Origin of the sequence: Stappia sp. MMSF_3263 (assembly GCF_030733745.1) — a bacterium.
Classification (GTDB): Bacteria; Pseudomonadota; Alphaproteobacteria; order Rhizobiales; family Stappiaceae; genus Stappia.
Genome location: NZ_JASHIK010000015.1, coordinates 1 through 18810, shown reverse-complemented (window position 1 = coordinate 18810; position 18810 = coordinate 1). Strand labels below are relative to the sequence as shown.

General features: G+C 60.3%; 14 protein-coding genes and 1 pseudogene. 5 read left to right on the top strand and 10 right to left on the bottom strand.

Annotation, left to right across the window (positions count from 1 at the left end):
- Nucleotides 1–386: 386 nt before the first annotated feature.
- Together RBB46_RS16065 and RBB46_RS16060 are read left to right on the top strand one after the other, a co-directional pair.
- A complete protein-coding gene (locus RBB46_RS16065) occupies nt 387–1535 on the top strand; it encodes a type II toxin-antitoxin system HipA family toxin (protein ID WP_306030038.1) in 1149 nt (382 codons plus the stop codon).
- Nucleotides 1511–2542, top strand: a complete 1032-nt coding sequence (locus RBB46_RS16060; protein WP_306030036.1) for a helix-turn-helix domain-containing protein — start codon at nt 1511–1513, stop codon at nt 2540–2542. Before RBB46_RS16065 ends, RBB46_RS16060 begins: the two co-directional genes overlap by 25 nt.
- Nucleotides 2543–2935: 393 nt before the next feature.
- Here the strand turns inward: RBB46_RS16060 and RBB46_RS16055 are convergent.
- Nucleotides 2936–3298 (bottom strand): annotated as a pseudogene (locus tag RBB46_RS16055) (transposase); the annotation flags it as partial.
- Between the two features lie 366 nt (nt 3299–3664).
- On the opposite strand from RBB46_RS16055, the gene RBB46_RS16050 reads away from it, so the two are divergent.
- Complete coding sequence (locus RBB46_RS16050) at nt 3665–3949, top strand: helix-turn-helix transcriptional regulator (protein WP_306030112.1); 285 nt, start codon at nt 3665–3667, stop codon at nt 3947–3949.
- Nucleotides 3939–5255, top strand: coding sequence for a type II toxin-antitoxin system HipA family toxin (locus tag RBB46_RS16045; RefSeq protein ID WP_306030111.1), 1317 nt, complete (start codon nt 3939–3941; stop codon nt 5253–5255). Before RBB46_RS16050 ends, RBB46_RS16045 begins: the two co-directional genes overlap by 11 nt.
- A gap of 287 nt (nt 5256–5542) precedes the next feature.
- On the opposite strand, the gene RBB46_RS16040 is transcribed toward RBB46_RS16045, so the two are convergent.
- The 8 genes from RBB46_RS16040 to RBB46_RS16005 form a co-directional block, all read right to left on the bottom strand.
- A complete protein-coding gene (locus tag RBB46_RS16040) occupies nt 5543–6160 on the bottom strand; it encodes a plasmid pRiA4b ORF-3 family protein (protein WP_306030035.1) in 618 nt (205 codons plus the stop codon).
- Nucleotides 6157–7740, bottom strand: coding sequence for an IS66 family transposase (locus RBB46_RS16035; protein ID WP_306030110.1), 1584 nt, complete (start codon nt 7738–7740; stop codon nt 6157–6159). The genes RBB46_RS16040 and RBB46_RS16035 overlap by 4 nt, the downstream gene beginning before the upstream one ends.
- A gap of 93 nt (nt 7741–7833) precedes the next feature.
- On the bottom strand, nt 7834–8181 hold the full coding sequence (gene tnpB / locus RBB46_RS16030; RefSeq protein ID WP_306030034.1) for an IS66 family insertion sequence element accessory protein TnpB: 348 nt from the start codon (nt 8179–8181) through the stop codon (nt 7834–7836).
- Nucleotides 8178–8582, bottom strand: coding sequence for a transposase (locus tag RBB46_RS16025; RefSeq protein WP_306030033.1), 405 nt, complete (start codon nt 8580–8582; stop codon nt 8178–8180). The genes tnpB and RBB46_RS16025 overlap by 4 nt, the downstream gene beginning before the upstream one ends.
- 981 nt (nt 8583–9563) lie before the next feature.
- Nucleotides 9564–10511 (bottom strand): type I-C CRISPR-associated protein Cas7/Csd2, encoded by a 948-nt coding sequence (gene cas7c / locus RBB46_RS16020; RefSeq protein ID WP_306030032.1) that lies wholly within the window; start codon nt 10509–10511, stop codon nt 9564–9566.
- Complete coding sequence (gene cas8c, locus RBB46_RS16015) at nt 10508–12292, bottom strand: type I-C CRISPR-associated protein Cas8c/Csd1 (protein ID WP_306030031.1); 1785 nt, start codon at nt 12290–12292, stop codon at nt 10508–10510. Before cas8c ends, cas7c begins: the two co-directional genes overlap by 4 nt.
- On the bottom strand, nt 12289–12954 hold the full coding sequence (gene cas5c / locus RBB46_RS16010; RefSeq protein ID WP_306030030.1) for a type I-C CRISPR-associated protein Cas5c: 666 nt from the start codon (nt 12952–12954) through the stop codon (nt 12289–12291). The genes cas8c and cas5c overlap by 4 nt, the downstream gene beginning before the upstream one ends.
- Before the next feature lie 1146 nt (nt 12955–14100).
- Nucleotides 14101–14688: a thermonuclease family protein gene (locus RBB46_RS16005; protein WP_306030029.1), complete on the bottom strand. Its 588-nt coding sequence runs from the start codon at nt 14686–14688 to the stop codon at nt 14101–14103.
- A 510-nt stretch (nt 14689–15198) separates the two neighbouring features.
- Here RBB46_RS16005 and RBB46_RS16000 point away from each other — a divergent pair.
- Complete coding sequence (locus RBB46_RS16000) at nt 15199–17319, top strand: DUF3363 domain-containing protein (RefSeq protein WP_306030028.1); 2121 nt, start codon at nt 15199–15201, stop codon at nt 17317–17319.
- Nucleotides 17320–17629: 310 nt separating this feature from the next.
- Here RBB46_RS16000 and RBB46_RS15995 read toward each other — a convergent pair.
- A partial coding sequence (locus RBB46_RS15995) for a calcium-binding protein (RefSeq protein WP_306030027.1) occupies nt 17630–18810 on the bottom strand: 1181 nt, incomplete at its 5' end.

The window sequence follows — 18810 nt, the reverse complement described above, 5'->3', positions numbered from 1 at the left end:
AGCAGTGCCAAAGTAAGAGTCCCCAGTTTGGCCGCTCAGCTCGTCACAGGGAGTTACAGTGTTTTTGGCGGACTTCCGCCTGGCCGAAACGCCCAAGCAAACTTAAGAATTTTTGCTTTTGCAGCGACAATCGCCGCATTTCCAGCAGATTCCGACCGACCATATTCAAGTTGTAGCTTCACAAGCAATCTATGACGGACAGAATTTGGCCAAGAGAAAAATTATAAATCGATTCCCTTACCTGGAAAAAATAAAATCTAGTTATAACTTGATTATACTGATTTCAGGCGCCATAGTGTATTCATAGCTTCGATTTTTCCTGCTTCAGACGCGCGCGAAGCACCGAATGAAGGTATGGTTTAATGATGCCAAGAAGCGCAGACATCTTGTTCAAGGATGTATCCGCCGGCTCGTTGGTTGAGACGGCCAACGGTGGAACGCGCTTTGCCTATCATGCGGACTGGAACAAGGGCGATATCGCCTGCTGCTTCCCCTCCACGCAGCGCGAACATGAATGGAAGGTCGGCCTGCATCCGTTCTTCCAGCATCTTGGCCCGGAAGGATGGTTGCGTGAACAACAGGCTCGTTCGGCGCATGTCGTTGAAGAAGACGATCTTGGATTGCTCCTTCGGTACGGCGCAGACTGTATCGGGGCCGTCAGCATCCGGCCGCCGGCCGATGCCGCGAAGCTTCCGGAAATCACCGAAGCCACGGCCAGTCCCGGACGCACGGTCTCGGGCGTCCAAAAGAAACTGCTCGTCACCAAGGATACGGAAAACAGGTTCGTTCCCGCGAGTGCGACAGGATCAGCCGTCTATATCGCAAAATTCAATTCCGGCCGGATAGACAATCTCGTTCGGAATGAACTCCTGAGCCTGCGGTGGACTGCCGCCGTCCTCGGCGAAAGGGAAGTGACAGAATTCACCACCTCGCTCATCGCGGCTGCTGACGAAACAGCGCTCGTTGTTACCCGCTTCGACCGGGAACCGAATGGCGAAAAACTGCGCCTCGAAGACTGTGCGCAGATCCTTAGCAAGCCCAAGGGACAAGATTATGCAGGCAAATATGACGCGGCCTATGAGGACATTGCCACGATCATTCGCCAGCGCTCGTCACGCGCACCAATCGACCTTCTGCGGTTTTTCAATCGCCTGATCGTCTTCACTCTGATCGGGAATTGCGATGCCCACCTGAAAAACTTCTCCCTTCTGGAAACGCCGACGGGGCTGCGGCTATCTCCCGCCTATGATGTGGTGAACACAGCATTTTATGACGGTTTCGACCAGACATTGGCGCTGTCAATCGGCGGCGAAAAGATCCATCTGGAAGCGGCCAACCAGGGGATTTTCCGTGCCTTTGGCAAGGAAATCGGCCTACCGGACAGGGCCATCGACCAGACATTCAAACAGCTAAAACGGCAGGTGAAAAAGGCTGCATCCATAATCCGCCCCCCCGATGCAGAGCCACCGGATGGCTTCGTGCATAGGTTCAAAGAAATCGTGGATATTTCATGCCTGAGAATACTGGAAACATAGCCCCGCTCGCGTGGCAACGGTACGTGGAGGAAACCTTGCGCCGTCGCAAGGCGGAGGGGCTTACACAAAAGGACCATTCGGCTTTGGCGGGTGTCAGCCATCCGACAATGGCGGCGTTCGAGCGTGGTGAAACAACCCTGACGCTGGCGAAGGCACTCGATATCCTCCGCGTCGTGGGCTTGGTGGATGAGCCTGCCGAGGGGGACACGCAAGCCCATTTCGTGCGCAACGCATTCGAGCGTTGGCGCAATCTGGTTGCTCCCCTCCCACAGGATTCGCCTGCGCGGTTTCCAAATGGCTGGTATCGGTTCGACTACTGGCTTGAAGGCGACCTAAAGACGCCGGAGCTGACCGCCTTCGAGTACATTCTGGAAAAGGCCGTGGTTCGGAAAACGGGCTGGCCGCCATTCTGGTTGCCGACGCGCGAGGCCATTCGGTCGCATGAAGTTGACGGGCAGGTCGAATGTTGGTTTACGCCGCAAGGCGAGGAGGTTGAGCGCGGATTCAACGATCCTGCGCATTGCGATTTCTGGCGCGGCGCGCCTTCGGGACGCATGTTTCTAATCCGCGGCTATCAGGAGGACGGTGCAGAAACATTCCCTGCTGGAACGATCCTCGATACGACGCTACCCCTATGGCGGATGGGTGAGGTTCTATTGCACGCGGAAAAGCTTGCATTGCTCCTTCGCAAAGATGCCGATACAGCCGTGACGGTTCATTTCCGCACCATGTTCACAGGTCTTCGCGGTCGCGTGCTGCGGTCATGGGCAAATCCATTGAGCGACTTGCTCGTCGAAGGCCACGCGGCGCGAAGCGATGAGGCTGTGCTGGAAACAAAGCTTCCTGCCGATGGCATTGAGAGCCGCTTGGCCGAATGCCTACTGCCGTTGTTGACGTCGCTCTATGAGAGGTTTGGCGTGGCAGGGCTTTCGCTAAACCGCGTCGAAGCGGAAGTGCAACGCTTGCTGAATAGCCCTATCAGCAAAGAGCGTCGCCCGCGCAGCTAGCTCGACGAAATATCGGCCGGCTGCCGTCAGCCGGATGATCCCCCCGGAAATCGGACAGTGACGAAAGCTAGGATCTGACTTCTGCGGTCTCCAAGAACGAGGAGATCAGACTATGCCGAAACGCAGGAATCACGACGTGGGTTTCAAGGCGCGCGTGGCGCTGGAGGCCGTGAAGGATATGCAGCCTTTATGCAGTCCTCATGCCCCGCAATCGGCACAACCGACGTTTTGAAGGAGTGCAGGCACTCAGCTGGGCTGCGGCAGGACGAGCCTATCTGGCAGATACGCAGCGCACCCGCACGGGTTACCGAATTCCCCGATCTATCCGGCCGGCGGTTGCTTCGGGAAATCACCGAACTGGGCTATGAGGGCAGCTACACGACCGTGAAGAAGTATCTTCGCGCGGGCCTGCGTGAGCTGCTCGCGGAACAGCCAGATCGTCTTGGCGTCCGGCACCTTGTCACCCAGTCCCAAGCCCAGAAAGCGCATGAAGGACAGCCGATCCTGAACCTGGAACTCGGCCTGGTCGTCCGACAGGCTGTAGAGCGCCTGCAGGATCATGATCTTGAACATCATCACAGCATCGTAGGGCGGCCGCCCGCCCTTGGCGCGATCGGAGCGCTTCAGCGCCTTCGCCAACGGCTTGCGGAAAACCTCCCACGGCACCATCGTGTTCAGCTTCTCGAGCGGATCGCCGGCCTCGCTCAGCCGAACATAGCGCTCGTCGATGTCCCAGAACCCGGCCTGTCCCCGCATCCATCGCTTCCGCCCAAATCACCACGACAGTGAATCATGAAGCGGTCGGAATGGGGAGGTTCTTCGAGGCGTCCACCTGGCATTTGCCGCCGGTCGGACGGATTTTTCTGTTCTACGGAAGGGCAAGCGATCATCGGAGATGCCGGTTCATTAAAGCCACCTCAAGCCAGCCACGTCCATATAACTGTACACTAAGTATCTAATGTCCACTTTAATGGACATTCATTTGACAAACACATGAGTTTGTGCCATAATGTTCAGCGAAATGGACATGAAGCGATCTCACGTTCATTAAAACGGATACGAGAAACCCGAACGATGAAGCGCAAAAGAAGCTACTCACGTGTGACACGCCATGCCTTGTCGATCCTCGGCAAGCTGATCCGTATTGGGCGGACGGAACGGGGCATGACAGCACAAGAGTTGGCCGACCGCGCAGGAATTAGCCGCACCACCCTCTACAATATCGAAAAAGGTGCCCCCGGCCCTGAGATCGGAAGCGTTTTCGAGGTCGCTGCTCTTGTCGGTGTCCATTTGTTCGAGCCCGACAGCCGATTGCTCTCGATGCACGATGCACGGCTAAAGGAAAAGCTGGCATTGATCCCGCAAAGTGTCCGCCCTGCTAAACGGAAGATCGATGATGACTTCTGATTTCAAAGAACCGAACGAAGCCTTTGTATGGATTTGGCTTCCCGATGAAACGGAACCCGTTGTCGCTGGTCGCCTCACAAAAGACCGAGACCGACTGTTCTTCACCTATGGTGCAAGTTACCGCAATCGCAAGAACGCCATACCGATTTACGAGCCGGAATTACCGCTCCGAGCGGGTCTGATAGAGCCGTCAAACGGGCTTTCAATGGCAAACTGCATTCGCGATGGCTCGCCCGATGCCTGGGGGCGGCGTGTCATCATAAACAGGCTCACCGGCAAGAAGCCAGATTCCGATGACATCCCAAATATCAATGAACTTACGTTCCTGCTGCAATCCGGCTCGGACCGCATCGGCGCGCTTGATTTTCAAGCATCGGCAACGGAATACATACCACGTCTAGCAGCAGAAGCTTCGCTGGATGAAATGCAAGCCGCTGCGGAGCGTATCGAAAAAGGGCTCCCACTTACCCCCACACTGGAACAAGCTTTAAACCACGGCACCTCCATCGGCGGCGCCCGCCCCAAAGCCATGATTGAAGATGGCGAAAAGAAATTCATTGCCAAGTTCTCAGCGAGCAACGACCTCTACAGCGTCGTGAAAGCCGAATTCATCGCCATGCGGCTGGCAGAGCAGTCCGGACTGAACGTCGCACCTGTGTCCCTAACCCGTGCTGCACACAAAGACGTGCTGCTTATTGAGCGTTTCGACCGCATCAAATCGAATAGCGGCTGGACACGCCGCGCCATGGTATCGGCACTGACCATGCTCGGCCTTGATGAAATGATGGCGCGCTACGCCTCATATGAGGAACTGGCCGAAATCATACGCCACCGTTTTGCCGATCCCAAGGACACGATGAAAGAGCTGTATGGCAGGATTTGCTTCAATATCCTTTGCGGCAACACGGACGATCATGCACGGAACCATGCCGCATTCTGGGATGGTGAGATGCTGAGCCTGACGCCTGCCTATGACATTTGCCCGCAAGGCCGCACCGGCAATGAGGCGTCGCAAGCCATGCTGGTCAAAGGAGACGCCCGCTTTAGCACGCTGGCAACCTGTCTTGCCGCAGCACCCGACTATCACCTGAGCGAAAGCCAAGCAGCTTCAATCATTGAAAAACAAATAAAGACTATCGCGAAACGCTGGCCTGATAGCTGCGCCGAGGCCGATTTGAGCCCAACCGACCGAACGCTATTTGCCGGGCGGCAATTCCTGAATGCCTATTGCCTGGACGGGCTAGACGACAACTCCAAAGGGCTCAAGGACGTTTTCGCGCAGGCACGCGCCGCAATCATGGCGTAAACATCCCCTCAATCGACAATCAACTCCCAATATCTGAAAGCCAAAGCTCGCTGTCTGCGAGACGCGTCTTCACGGCTATGTTCTTTGAACTGATGCGGTGGATGCCCCTTAGCCCGGCGTCGTATGATGCCGTCCGCGCCGGTATGGCGCTGTAGCGATCCTCGTCTTCCGCTCCTCCCAGCCAGGAGATGTTACCGCGGAAAACTCCACTTTCGAACGATCCAGTTTTCAGGGATCAGGGCGCACGGCCGTAAGCCTCCGGTGAGGACCGCGGCCGCCTCGGATCGTCAGCGTGCCTGTCTGCGGCTTTTCTCGAAGCCGGCCCTGCCGAGAGCGCGGCGTCTGGCGAGTTTTTTCATCCGGGATTGGATTTCGTCTTCAGCGGCATGTGCGGGATCGAACGGACGCCCGTGCCAGCGTTTGAGTTCACGATGCTGCTCGTGCTTGGGATCGGCGATGGCATCGAGGAACAATTCGAAGCCGGGAATGCCACCGACATCTTCGGGTGGGGCGCGGCCGGCGCCGTCGATGTAGCGGGGATACTCGGCTGCGGGATCGGCGTCGGCGATTGCCTCGATTGTGATCGTGTGCCGCCAATCGTCACCGAAGTCGTAGGTGTAGGCCAGTTGCGTGATGCCGCGATCGACCAGCGTTCCCAGCCGCATCGTCTTTGCCGAGTAGGTTTTGTCGCGCAGACTATCCCATTCGGGATCGGGGATGGCGTAGCGCTTTCCGTCGGCGCGGAACTCGAACAGGTGATAATCGTCAAACGGCATGGCCGCCTGGATGACGTCGTGCAAGGCCTTGAGCGTTGTCGTCAGCGGCACCTCGGCGCGCCGCCAGAGGGCGGGCTGCCAGTCATCGAGCTGGATCCTGATGCAGGCGATGCGATCGGCGTGGCTCATGCCGCCAGTCTTGCAGATTGCGCCTTCCAGTTCCACGGCAGGAGATTGGTCAACTGGCTTTGCGGCGTGTCGGCGATGCGAGCGAGCACGTCTGCGAGCCACGCTTGTGGGTCGACATCGTTGAGCTTTGCCGTGCCGATGAGGGTATACATGACGGCCGCACGCTCGGCACCTCGTTCGGAGCCGGCGAAGAGCCAGGACTTTCTGCCGAGGGCGAGACCGCGCAGCGCCCGCTCGGCAGCATTGTTGGTCAGGCAGATGCGCCCGTCTGCGAGGAAACGGCTGAACCCCTCCCAGCGCCTGAGCATGTAGTCTATAGCCTGTGCGGTGGGCGCGTGACGCGACAGCTTGGCCCGCTCGTCACGTATCCACTCTTCCAACTCGGCGACCAGCGGCGCGCTCCGCTCCGACCTGATGGCGAGGCGCTCCTCCGTGGGCAGTCCGTTGATGTCGCGCTCAATGTCGAATAGCAGATCAATGCGTTTGACGGCCTCGAAGGCGATCGGTGAGATCGGCGGCGCGGTTTTTCCCCGACGCGCATTGGCAGCGATGTCGGCAAGCACGAAGAACTTGCGCCGTGCATGGCTCCAGCAGAGCGCCTCCGTCACGGGTCCCGGCTTGCGGTCGGGATGATACAGCCTGTTGTAGCCGGCATAGGCATCGGCCTGCAGGATCCCGGTGAACTGCTTCAGATGCCGCTCGGGATGATCGCCGGAGCGGTCACGTGATGCGTGGAACAAGGCCGCCGGCGGAGCTGGTCCTCCAAAGGGGCGATCATCGCGGACATAGACCCAGGCTCGGCCAGTGGTCGTCTTGCCCTTGGCCAGAATGGGCACTGTGGTGTCGTCGCCATGAAGCCGGTCCGCGGCCAGCACATGCTGCTCGATCAGAGCATGAAGCGGCCGCAAGACGGCCGCGCACGCGCCGACCTGATCGGCCAGGGTGGACAGGCTGAGATCAATGCCTTCCCGGGCATAGCGCTCGCTCTGGCGGTTCAACGGCTGATGCTGGCCGAACTTCTCGAACAGCACCATGGCAAGCAGGTTGGGACCAGCGAAGCCGCGCGGGGTGACGTGGAATGGTGCCGGTGGCTGGGTGATCGTCTCGCACTGCCGGCATGAGAACTTCTCACGCACGGTCTGGATGACCTTCCACTGGCGCGGGATCACCTCGAGGGTTTCGGTGATGTCCTCGCCGAGCTTCGACAGCTTTGTCGATCCACAGCAGGGGCAATTCTCCGGCGCGACGATGACGACACGCTCGCGCGGCAGATGTTCGGGGAATGGCTTGCGTGATGGACGCCTGCGCTCGAACGAGCGAACCGTCTGCGTCTGGAGGGCGGCAGCTTCCGCTGCCAATTCGTCCTCGGTGGCGTTCGCCTCCAGATCCTCCAACTGCATCTCGAGCTGATCGAGCAGCCGTGCCTTGCGCTCCGAGCGGGCGCCATAGAGCTCGCGCCTGAGCTTCTCGATCTCCAGCTTCAGCCGCGTAATCATCGCATCCGCGCTGGAATGGACTGCCGTCGCGCGAGCAGCAAGCGCCTCAGCCTCAATGCGCGCGGCGCGCTCCGCGAGGATCATCGCGTGGGCGGCGGCAAGGTCGGAAGGGAGCGATTCAGCGGCAGACACCAAGCGATGGAATCACATCCGCCGCCAGGCGCAAGCAAAAAAACATCAGCCCGATGCAGTCGGCCTCCAGGTCTTCTGCGGCATGCGCCAGTCGATGCCTTCGAGCAGATAGCCGAGCTGCGCAGGCGTGATCGTTACAACCCCGTCGGCCGGTGATGGCCACAGGAAGCGCCCGCGCTCGAGCCGCTTGGAGAACAGGCAGGCGCCCTGGCCGTCGTGCCACAGAACCTTGATCAGATCGCCGCGGCGGCCGCGGAAGACGAACAGGTGACCATTGTACGGATCACGCTTCAGCGTCTCCTGCACCACCAGCGCCAGGCCAGGAAAGCCCTTTCGCATGTCGGTGTGGCCGGTCGCCAACCACACCCGCACTCCGCTCGGAACCGGGATCATCGGGAACCGAGCGCGTCCAGAACGCGCCGCAGCGCCTCGGCATCCACATCGCGATCGACGCGGACACGGCGTCCGCCGCCAAGCTCGATCTCGATGATGCCGTTCTTGCGGCGACCTCGGCCAGGAGGCGCCGATGGCGCCGGCGCCTCAACGGCGGGCGGCATGGCAGCAGCAGGAACAATCTCGACGGGGACCAATTGCGATGAACCGCCATCGACCCGATCGCAAAGCTCCTTGCGCCATCGGAAGAGCTGGCTGACGTGAATGCCGGCCGATCGCGCGACCTCCGAGGCCGACACCCCAGGCTCGAACGACGCCGCGACCAGGCGCTCCTTCTCCTCATGCGACCAGCGACGGCGTCTCTCGACCGATGTGATCACTTCCACCCGCGGTATCGTCATAGGGCTACTCCTAGGATTATCCCTAGGACTTCCGACGTTCGCCCTCAGATCGCAAGGCGGCCCTCACCGGAGGGGTACGCACGGCCTGGAGATTTCTCTGCTTCGCCTACCGCTCAAACCCGGCCTATCCAGTTTCGAGGCTGGCCTTTTCGAGGGCCTGCCAGGTGTGTTCAACGACAGCCTGCCGGACGGCTGGGTCGGATTCTGTTCGACCGCTTTGTTCGCTCGCGGGAAATTGCACCAGAAGCCCTGACACCGGTGGACCGGCAGGCCCATGTGGGACGCACCGGCAATCATCGGGGAACCGCCTGCTATGGGCAGCGGGGACCGGAGCATAGGGCCAGGCAGACCATGCTCTGCCTCGCAGGGCCGCATGCAGGAGAAGAACTCCAGCCTCAGACCGCAACTGCACCCAGCTGCGGCCTGAGGATCTGTCACTTTGCTTCTCGACTTGGGGTTTCAATCCGCGCCTTCCAACACCGCTTTGATCGGTTGAACCGGCGAGCTCGAGACAGGCCCGCGGGTCTTGATCAGCACGCCATACGAAAGGCGACAGGCAACAGCAGCACCTGGATTTTCTCAACGTCATTTCGATCCGCGCCTTCCCAAAAAGGCGAGGCTGCAACCTAGCATGCCAACAGGATCAGAAAAACCGGCAGATCGACACCTGCAAGGGGCTCCTGACCGCCGATCGGAAAGTCGATCACGCCCGCAACAGGCGGTGGCGTGCCAAGTGGTGGCGTCCCCGGGCCAGGACCTGCGATTATGACGAAATTGACATGACAAGAAATGCCAGAAAGAGCGCGCAGAGCGGGGTGCTCCCCCGGCCAGGAACATTGACTCCATAGATCGCTGTTAGATCGAACGCCCTTCGGATCGGGCGACTTTGAACAGGCCTCAGCCGCGCGAGCCTTGGAAAGGCGGCAGACGTCCATCGGCGGCCTTGCTCCTCGCCTTCCGCCAATTCAACAGATCCTGATCCTAGACCAGCTCAAGCATCTCCACGCCAGCCGGCATCCTGTCACTCTCGACAGTGATCGCGTAATCGGAATAGGCACGCGCCGGCCGGATGCTCTCGAGCCGCTTGTCCTCAAGGGGGAGGACCTGCCCGTCCACAGCCCTGGCAACCTTCACGCGATCGAACAGGACATGGGCCGGTGCATTGCCAAGCGCATTGGCATGCCGAAAAGCCAGAACTCGGCGCGTCGACATTTCTCCGCGAACAGCCGAGCGGTCATGCTCGAACATCATCTTCAACGCCAGGAAAAGATGGGTCAGATCCGCATCCGAAAAGCCTGTCTTTTCAGCTAGCTTGGCATTGATGAACACATGCGCCCGGTAAAGCCCGTAAGGCACGATATGTTTGCGCCCCATCGTCCGGTTTTCCGTCCGCTCCTCCTGCGCCCGCCCGCCACCATCCTTGTCCTTGCCCGCGGTCGCCGCCATTCGGGTCACGGAGATTTCCAATGGCAGGATCGGTTCGACCGAGCGGGCAAATGCGACCTGGACCGGGCCGCGCACCTGGCCTGCATTGATGCCAGTGCTCATGACCGCGCCGAACGCGCGCACATCAAAGAAATTCTCGCACATGAACGCCACAAGCGCCCGCGCCTCCTCATCCGACTGTGGATTGAGCCTTGCCTCTCTGCCCAGCCTGTCACTGTCGCCTCGCACGGCCCGGTACGCCTCACGGTGCTGCTCGTTGAGGATCGAGCCATCCTGCACGTAGATCCGGTACCCCGGCTCGTCACCACGTGCCAGCTCGGTGAAGTTGCGTATCTTACGTTTCAAACTGACATCGGAGACAAGACCTATATTGGTCTGCGGGTCCATACGCGGAAGATTGCCAGCATCAGGGTCGCCGTTCGGATTGCCATTCACCACGTCGAACAGGAAGACGATGTCATAGCGATTGGAGACAGCTGTCATGCCAGCTCCTCCCCAGCAAGCCGTTGCGTGCCCGCCTTGTCATTCTTTTGGAACAGCGCACTGCGCTGATGGTAATAGCCCAGGGCAAAAAAGGCCTGCTGCTGGTCGGCAAGATATTCGGGGAAAGGGTCCTCCCCGGGGACCATGGCCTCCCAAATACCGCCGATCATACGCTCCAGGACGGCCCGATGGGCAGGGTTCTGATTGCCAACCCGGATCAGATGCGGCACCGACATCTTGTCAAGCAAAGGGAAGATTCTGCGTGGCTGGGACGAAGCCGTACCATAGTATCGCTCCCTGATGCTGGCGTTGAGATTGCGCCCGAACGCTGCCGTCTGCAGCCGTTCATAGACCGCAAAGAGGCGACCCAGCACATAGCCCGGTTCACGGCAAGTCTCGTCCAGTGACACAGGTACTTCTCCCGTCAATGCGTCCTCGAAATTGCGGATCAATACGGACTTGAGAATGCCCACCCGCAGAGCGTTCACATCCCCGTCAGCACGCAGTCGCTCGAACACCCTGGTCATCAAGATCCGCGGATAGGGCGCGTCCGTGACAATAGCCCGCATCCATTCTCCTGCAAGATTTGGACAGATGTTTTCCGACTTGCGCAAGACTGCGGTCTCGAGCAGAAGCCGCCACAGGGGCGGCATCGGATCCTTGGCGGGAGGCTCGACACGCAATCTTTCCAGATGCCGTATGCACCGCTCGATCAGAGCGAAAAAATCGTCCTCGACATGAAAGCGGAGCGAAATCCGGGCAGCGTTGGGCGAGAGCCCAAGGATATGAAAACGCAGTTGCTGCGGGAAACTTGCGCGCAACCTGGCAAGCTCGTGTGTCGAGCGGATAGACGCCGGGCGCGTGCCCCCTCGTGGTGTCTCGCCCATCGTCTCGCCCGCCCCCTCCCCCGTATCGGCAAACAGGCCCAGGAAGAGCTGTTCCGCGCGCCGTGTATCGCAGCCACGTGCCCAGAACACTGTCGACATATCGCCGATTTGCAGGCAACGCCCACTGTCGCGTTCAAGAAGTCGGTTGAGTGCCGCAACATAGGCGAATGCAGCTGCCTCACTCACAGGTGCATTGTCCCCTTGCGCGTTGCCATAGGAGGTCGAGGCGTCAAGATTGAAGGAAACGATGGAAGCCCCCGAGGACTGAGCCCCCCAAACCCCCTTTATGAGCGGATGCAAACGCGCCACTGGTCCTCTCTGGCCGGTGACCAGACACAGGGCCTGCGCGCGCGGCTCACGTATGTGAACCTGCGCCCAGACATGTCGTGCGGCCGGCCGGTCGTGCAGACACACCTCAGTGAGGCGCTCTTCTTCAAGCGCGAAGACGATGTTCTGGTCCCTCATCTCCTCAGGCCAACCCAGCTCCTTGAACCGCTGCGGGCGCCACCAGTCAAGAAACAGGCGCAATGCGACAAGCCCGGGATCCTCCGCACCGGCAAGCAAGCTGGCATGCCGTTCGATGAAGGCGCTATGCGCCTTGGCCGCCCTGCCGGCCGAACCGGTGGTCACGCCAAGGGCATAGGCCGCCTTGTCCCAGAGGTAGTTGGGAGCAATGCCCGATGTCCGCTTTTCCGGTTGCGGCACCGTCATGACCCGTGCCAACACCCTGCTGCCGTCACGTTGCCGCAGGTCGACAGGGTCGATCGCCGGCCGCCCCTCGCGTGTCAGTGCGACAAGATAACCGATCTTTTCCTGACTGTAGCCAAAGGGTGGCACCTCACCACGTTCAAGCATGTGCTCATAGGCATGTACGAGCGAGGAAAGAACCGTCATCGCAGGATCTCCGGCGCGCCTGGCTGCGGCACCCGAACAACGCCATTTTCCAGCCTTGCCCGAAAGAACAGGCTCGCCCCCTGCGCCACATGATCGATGCCCCAAAGCATGAACCCGAGGTCACGGCTCTCCGAAATGCCTTGCGGAACCCGCTCGTCCGGCTCGATCAGCCGGAAATCAGCAACGAATTCACGCGTCCCCAGACATGGCTGATGAAAGCATTGCCCCTTGCGCGCGCGCCGCGTGAAGATATCCAGATGCTTGGCCAAAGTTTCATGCGCATCCGCCTTTGCGGTCAGCTCGAAATGCGCGGATATGACATAGGCGACATCGCAAAGAATGGTGGACGTGCGCAATTGCCGGTTTTCATCAGCCACCAGCACCAGATCACCGATCGCGCCGGTTCTCATCGCAGACCTGATCCTGCCTGCCGGCACCTTGGCCCCGACCTCATTGCGGCGCAAGGACTGAAACCGAACGGGTTTCAGCACCCGAATCTCGTCAATGATCCAGCGGATTGCCGGTTTCCAATGAACTGCTTCGAGGATTCCGCGCGCCGCCGACGGCGTCATCACGTCATAGGAAACGCGCTCAACCTTCATCTCAGGCCTGGTGAAACAGGCATATGGTCCAGACACAAGAAGGTGAACTCCAAACGACATGGCTCTGTCAAATCCCGTCTGCACAGGCGTGCTTCATCCACTGACCTCGCAGCGAAGCGCTGAAAATGCGCGCGTATCGCCTGCCACACACGTTCAGTCCACTGAAGCACCAGCCCCTCTCCAATGGCAATGCCGCCACCGCTTTCCCCGCAGTTTCCCCGGCCGCCGACTGATCACTTGGCCAAATCCTGTGTTCTGTCCACCACGCCCGAATGAACGCGTTCAACGCCGGTTGCGGGAAACCGGGGCCTTTGAACAGATTGGCAGCGAATATGGCCGCGATGGCCTCTCGATCCTCATTTTCGCCCGTCAGACAAACTGGAAATCGTCCTATTGCAGGGCGGGCGGGGGCACTTTGAACAATCACGAGAGCTTTAACCAGTGCGGATCCGCCATCAACCGAAGCCCCGCAGATCACGGTTGTAAATCTGATACGCAACTGGGAAACCGATCTCGTCCATTGCCGCAACCTTCGGCTTTCGGCGTGAGAGGACCCTGACGCCTGACGGAGCAAGGCTGGACCTGTTCAGACATGCAAGATGCAGCCAGCAACGCAAGCGGTGCAGCTCAGTGTGTGTCGTGCCTTTGCAGGTCGCCAAGGCAACCCTTGGCAAAGTTCTCCGGCTCACGCCAATCCTGTTTGTGTACGCCCTTGATTTCATGTCGTGAAACAGCATACTCTCGATTGTCCGCCAGGCACGCTTTTGAGTGGGGTCACATCTTGGCCCCACTCTTTTTGTTCTGCCCGGGGCCGCCTCCGCCTGTTGCCCGTAAAGTCAATCGGTTCAGAGCCAAGTGTTTGCGTAGCTCGGGTTCATCGAGCCAGCACCTGGATCGGTCCTGACGTGACCATTGGACTGCAAAATCCTGCCAGGAATTTCGAACTGCATGAGATGTTTGCCGTAGCCAGCCACGTTCTGACGCAAAGCACTTGATAGTCTGGCCTGTTCGGCCCGCCTGCTTGATGCTCAAGGCCACCACTGATGCTTATGCGTCCTGTGTGATCCGCCGCGCCGTACCAGGATCCGGCTCACCACGTGATCGCAGTGACTGCGCCGGCGCGACGCAGCCAGGGCGAGTGATCATGCGGCATCGACTACCTGTCAATTATACCAGGTACTGGCGGTCTTGCGGCCTGTATGAAGATCATCTCCGGCGCCATCTCGACGGATCCTCGAACGTCCCCCGCCAGAGCCCCTCCCGATACCACCATGCCAACACCTGCTCTGGCATATAGCGCCAACCACCATAGCGCAGCCAGGCCAAGGCATGGCCGTTTCGGACCAGCCAGGCGGAGACGCTGGCACCGTCCTTGCGGTAACACCGCGCCACATGCCGTCCATAACGGTCTCGATCGACAAGCACACACCGCAGCTGCGCAGTTTGTCCGGTGAACAGCAACAATCCCGTGGCCGACACTGTTCCGCATCGATAGGCTCGATCCTGCGAGTCCCTGCAGGTCTGCGCAGCTTCCGGGGCATCGATGCCGTGAAGACGCAAACGGTGATTGCCAATTGCCAAAGTGTCGCCGTCAATGACGCGGGGGCTACCCTGAAGCTCCCGCTGGAACTGCGTCTGCATGAACCAATGGGTCGCCGCAAAGAATGCCAGGCCAACGAAGCTCATCCCTGCCAGCAGGAGTGTCGGGGACCAGACCAGCCGAAAAGGTCGGCGCGCGGGCCCCAGCTGCCGTTTGGGATGACGGCGTCGATCAAACTGGTACAGCTTACCCATCGTCCTGCCTTGCCTGCATTTGCCGCCAGCAACCACACGGCAAGGCTGCCACTCCAATATGACCAAATCCTTGATTGCATCAGCGACCAGAGCTGTGCTCGCGCCAAACCCGGTTCCACCCATTGCTGCGATCTTGCCACTTGCGTGTCAGGCAGATTCACGCGGGAGTTTTGGGCATCAGCAACGGCGATGTGGCCGCTCAAACGACCCGGTTCACAACAGCTTGTCTGAGCTCACAAATGTCGTATCTGGCAAGATAAAGCGCAGCGCGGCCTGCGCAAAAGCGAGAAACGCAGAAACCTGTTTCTGTTTCATTTTTCTGAATTTCTAGTGGTGTTTTCCAGGGAGTGGCCGGGAACAGGTGGCGTTGCAGCCAGATGCGGTTCGCCAGGAGTTCCAATGGCGCCGGGCCGGCTGCTCTGCCAATCCCTCTTACGCTCTCCCAGCCTTCATATGCGCCCATCTGCGATCGATGCGGCCTGGAACCTTGAACCACCGGGGTGCTTGCCCATGTCGGGCCTCATGGCAGACGATTTCGATGATCTCTTCCGCATCCAACCGGGACCACCAGGCGACCGGCAGAGTGGCGCCGAGAGGGATGTAAATTCCTTCCGCCGCGAGGTGGAGTTGACGATGCGCAAATCGGGCAGCGATCCGCGCCGGAGTGTGCGGTCGTCCAGGAAAACCGGCGGCCGCTTCAACGCCCGTGGCCGCGGCGCCAAATTGGCAGCCTCATTGCCCAAGGAAGGTGGTGGCTGGCAGCGCCATGAAGGCGGCCTGCACTATCGTGCTCGGCGGGTTATCGTGAAAGCCCGCGTGGTGAAGCTCAATATGCAGCGCGGTGGCTCAAGCCGTGGCACCTCCGTGACCAGTGCCACGGCTGTGGATGCGCATCTGCGCTATCTTGAGCGCGACGGCGTCACCAGAGACGGTGACAAGGGCCGCGTCTACTGTGCCTATCTGGATGAAGCCGATGGCAAGACCTTCCTGGAGCGCGGTCGCAATGACCGCCATCAGTTCCGCTTCATCGTGGCACCGGAAGAGGCCACGGAGATTGACGATCTGCGCGGCTTTACCCGCGATGTGCTGTGGCAAATGGAGGGTGATCTCGACACGCGACTCGACTGGGTGGCTGTGGATCATCACAACACGGGCCACCCGCATACCCATATTCTGATCCGCGGCGTCACCGACGACGGCAAGATCCTGAACATTGCGGGCGACTACATCGCCTATGGCATCCGCCACCGGGCATCGGAACGGCTGACGCTCGAACTTGGACCACAGAGCGAGCGGGAGGTCGCCGAGAAGCTGGCCAGGGAAATCGACGCCGACAGACTGACGCGGCTTGACCGAATGCTGATTGCCGAGCAGCGGCAGCACGGCCTGGTCGACCTCAATGCCGGGACCAACGGGAGCGACACGATCCGCAGCAACCGCCATCTGCTCATCGACCGTGTGCGCAAGCTGGAGCGCATGGCCCTCGCCCACCAGATCGACGCCGGCCGGTGGTCACTCTCCGGCACGGCCGAGAAGACGCTGCAAGACCTCGCTCTGCGCGGCGACATCATCAAGACCATGCACCGCGCGCTGGAGGCCCACAACCTGGCGGCAGAAAGGCCATCCAGCAGCTACGAGATACACGGGCAGAACATCAAGAAGCCCATTGTCGGTCGCGTCCTGGCCAAGGGCCTGGCCGGCGACGAGATGAGCGAACGGCTGCATGTGATCATCGATGCGGTCGATGGTCACGTTCACCACCTGGAGGTGGCCGAGCCCGCAAAGCTCGACAACATCGGCAAGGGCCATATTGTCGCCCTGGAGCCGGTACGGCCCGAGAACGAGCCAAGGCCGGCCGATACCAACATCCGCGATCTAGCCGGTGCGCACGGCATCTACCAGCCGAGCCGCCACCTGGAAGCGATCCGCGAGGCGTCCCTGAATCAGGGCAAGGACCCGCACGCCGTCGTTCGCTCACATATGCGCCGGCTCGAAGCCCTGCGCCGGGCCGGGATCGTCGAGCGCCTCGACGCCGACCGATGGAAGGTGCCAACAGACCTCATCGAGCGCGGTATCGCCCATGACGCTCGCAACCGGAGCAAGGATTTCTCCCTTCGCGTGGTTTCCACGCTCGATCTCGACGAACAGATCGGCAGCGACGGAGCCACCTGGCTCGACCGCGAGCTCACCGCCAGCGACAAGATCCCGCTTGCGCCAAGCGGGTTCGGGAGGGAGGTCGGCACAGCCCTGAACACGCGTGCGCGTAAGCTGATCGAGATGGGGATTGCCGACCGCGACGCGACAAGCGGCCGGGTCACCTTCCCGTCCCACATGCAGGGCAGGCTCGAACGGCAGGAACTTGCGCGGGTTGGCCGTGAGATGGCGAAGGCCCGGCAGCGCATGTTCGTGGCGGCACGCATCGGCGATCGGGTTCAGGCAAAGCTTGTCGGTGCCGCCAATCTTGCCAGCGGCCGCTATGCCATGCTCGACAATGGGCACCAGTTGCGTCTCGTTCCGTGGCAGCCGGTGCTGGAACAGCGCATCGGCCAGATGGTCAGCGCCCATATTCGCGCGGCTGGCAGCATCGAATGGGGTTTCGGCCGCAGTCGCGGGATCGGCATGGAAATATGAGCCGGCCGACGATCAGCCGCCGGCATCCAGTTCACACCTTCTGCTCAGCAGCTCAGATCAGGCTGGACGCGACCAGTCCAGATTGCCGTCGCCTGTGACCGCGGGGGCCGAACGGCAGGAAGCGCGAAGCCCTCGACGCCTGGTTTGCGGGCCTTGAGGGGGTCACAATCGCTGTTCGCAGGCCGCATCCTGCCGTTCGGCAGCAAGGCTGGGATCCGCTTGGCGCAGTGACTGGCGGAGCGCAAGGCTGCCGGCCGGCCAAGCATCGTATTGCTCATCTGACCGAGACCGGCTTGCCTCCCCGCCCCAATCACACGAACTGGAAATCGTCCTGATGCAGGGCGGACATGGTCACCCCTGCCAGAGTGAGGCTGTTGGCCCCATCGAGCGTGAGTGTCGTATCCGTCCCGTCATCGCTCATGGCGGCCCAAAGGGCCGCATGGTCGGCGAAGGTCGAAGCGCTCAACTCGATAACGTCGCCAGTGCCGGCACCACCCTCGAAGCCAACGATCCGGTCATGCCCGAACCCGGTCTCTGCAAAGACAAACGTATCTGCATGACCTTCATATCCAAGGATGGTGTCATCAGCTGATGTTTGCTGTGCTGCCAGGACAGCCGCAGTCAGGTTGGCAAACTGCCAAGTCGAGCCGTCCGCAAAGCGGATCTGTTCAACTTGACTGGTTGCGGCCGATGCCAACTGGTCGGTCAAGGTAATGACTTCACCTGTCGCCCCAATGGTCAAGGTGACATGGGTGTCGAAATCCGCAGAGGTGCCGATGCTGACATCATCGGCATTGACATCGAGCAGGTGAACTTCATCGAAGCCGCCGCGTTCGCCGAAGAGGTCGTTGCCATCGCCCTTGCGCCACAGGAAGATGGAATCCCCGTCATTGCCGACCAGGTCGTCATCCCCCTGCCCGCCATCGGCGACAAATTCCGAGGCTTGCAGCCAATAGTTCTCACTGGCTGAGGTCCCGGTCCAATCAGCGACCGGAGCGCCTCCGCTCGCCAGACCCGAAAATGTGTCGAAGCCGATGATCGAGCCGTCGGCGAAGCGGATCTGCTCGATCCGCGATGTCCCGGGATCGGGAAGCTGATCGGTGAGCGTGATCACTTCGCCCGTCGACACAATCGTTACGGTGATGTGGCTCTCCCAATCGGGAGAGATTCCGAACACGACATCGTCGGCATTGACATCGAGCAGATGAACCTCGTCGAAGCCGCCGCGTTCGCCGAAGAGATCGTTGCCATCGCCCTTGCGCCATAAGAAGACAGAATCTCCGTCATTGCCGACCAGATCGTCGTCCCCCTGCCCGCCATCGGCGACAAACTCCGAGGCTTGCAGCCAATAGTTCTCACTGGCTGAGGTCCCGGTCCAATCGGCGACCGGAGCGCCTCCGCTCGCCAGAGCAGCAAATGTGTCGAAGCCGATGATCGAGCCGTCGGCGAAGCGGATCTGCTCGATCCGCGATGTCCCGGGATCGGGAAGCT

Bases quoted from the DNA above. Each gene is read 5' to 3' on its own strand.
- RBB46_RS16060 (WP_306030036.1), top strand. From the start codon at position 1,511: ATGCCTGAGAATACTGGAAACATAGCCCCGCTCGCGTGGCAACGGTAC.
- RBB46_RS16045 (WP_306030111.1), top strand. From the start codon at position 3,939: ATGACTTCTGATTTCAAAGAACCGAACGAAGCCTTTGTATGGATTTGG.
- RBB46_RS16040 (WP_306030035.1), bottom strand. From the start codon at position 6,160: ATGAGCCACGCCGATCGCATCGCCTGCATCAGGATCCAGCTCGATGAC.
- RBB46_RS16035 (WP_306030110.1), bottom strand. From the start codon at position 7,740: ATGATCCTCGCGGAGCGCGCCGCGCGCATTGAGGCTGAGGCGCTTGCT.
- tnpB (WP_306030034.1), bottom strand. From the start codon at position 8,181: ATGATCCCGGTTCCGAGCGGAGTGCGGGTGTGGTTGGCGACCGGCCAC.
- RBB46_RS16025 (WP_306030033.1), bottom strand. From the start codon at position 8,582: ATGACGATACCGCGGGTGGAAGTGATCACATCGGTCGAGAGACGCCGT.
- cas7c (WP_306030032.1), bottom strand. From the start codon at position 10,511: ATGACAGCTGTCTCCAATCGCTATGACATCGTCTTCCTGTTCGACGTG.
- cas8c (WP_306030031.1), bottom strand. From the start codon at position 12,292: ATGACGGTTCTTTCCTCGCTCGTACATGCCTATGAGCACATGCTTGAA.
- cas5c (WP_306030030.1), bottom strand. From the start codon at position 12,954: ATGTCGTTTGGAGTTCACCTTCTTGTGTCTGGACCATATGCCTGTTTC.
- RBB46_RS16005 (WP_306030029.1), bottom strand. From the start codon at position 14,688: ATGGGTAAGCTGTACCAGTTTGATCGACGCCGTCATCCCAAACGGCAG.
- RBB46_RS16000 (WP_306030028.1), top strand. From the start codon at position 15,199: ATGTCGGGCCTCATGGCAGACGATTTCGATGATCTCTTCCGCATCCAA.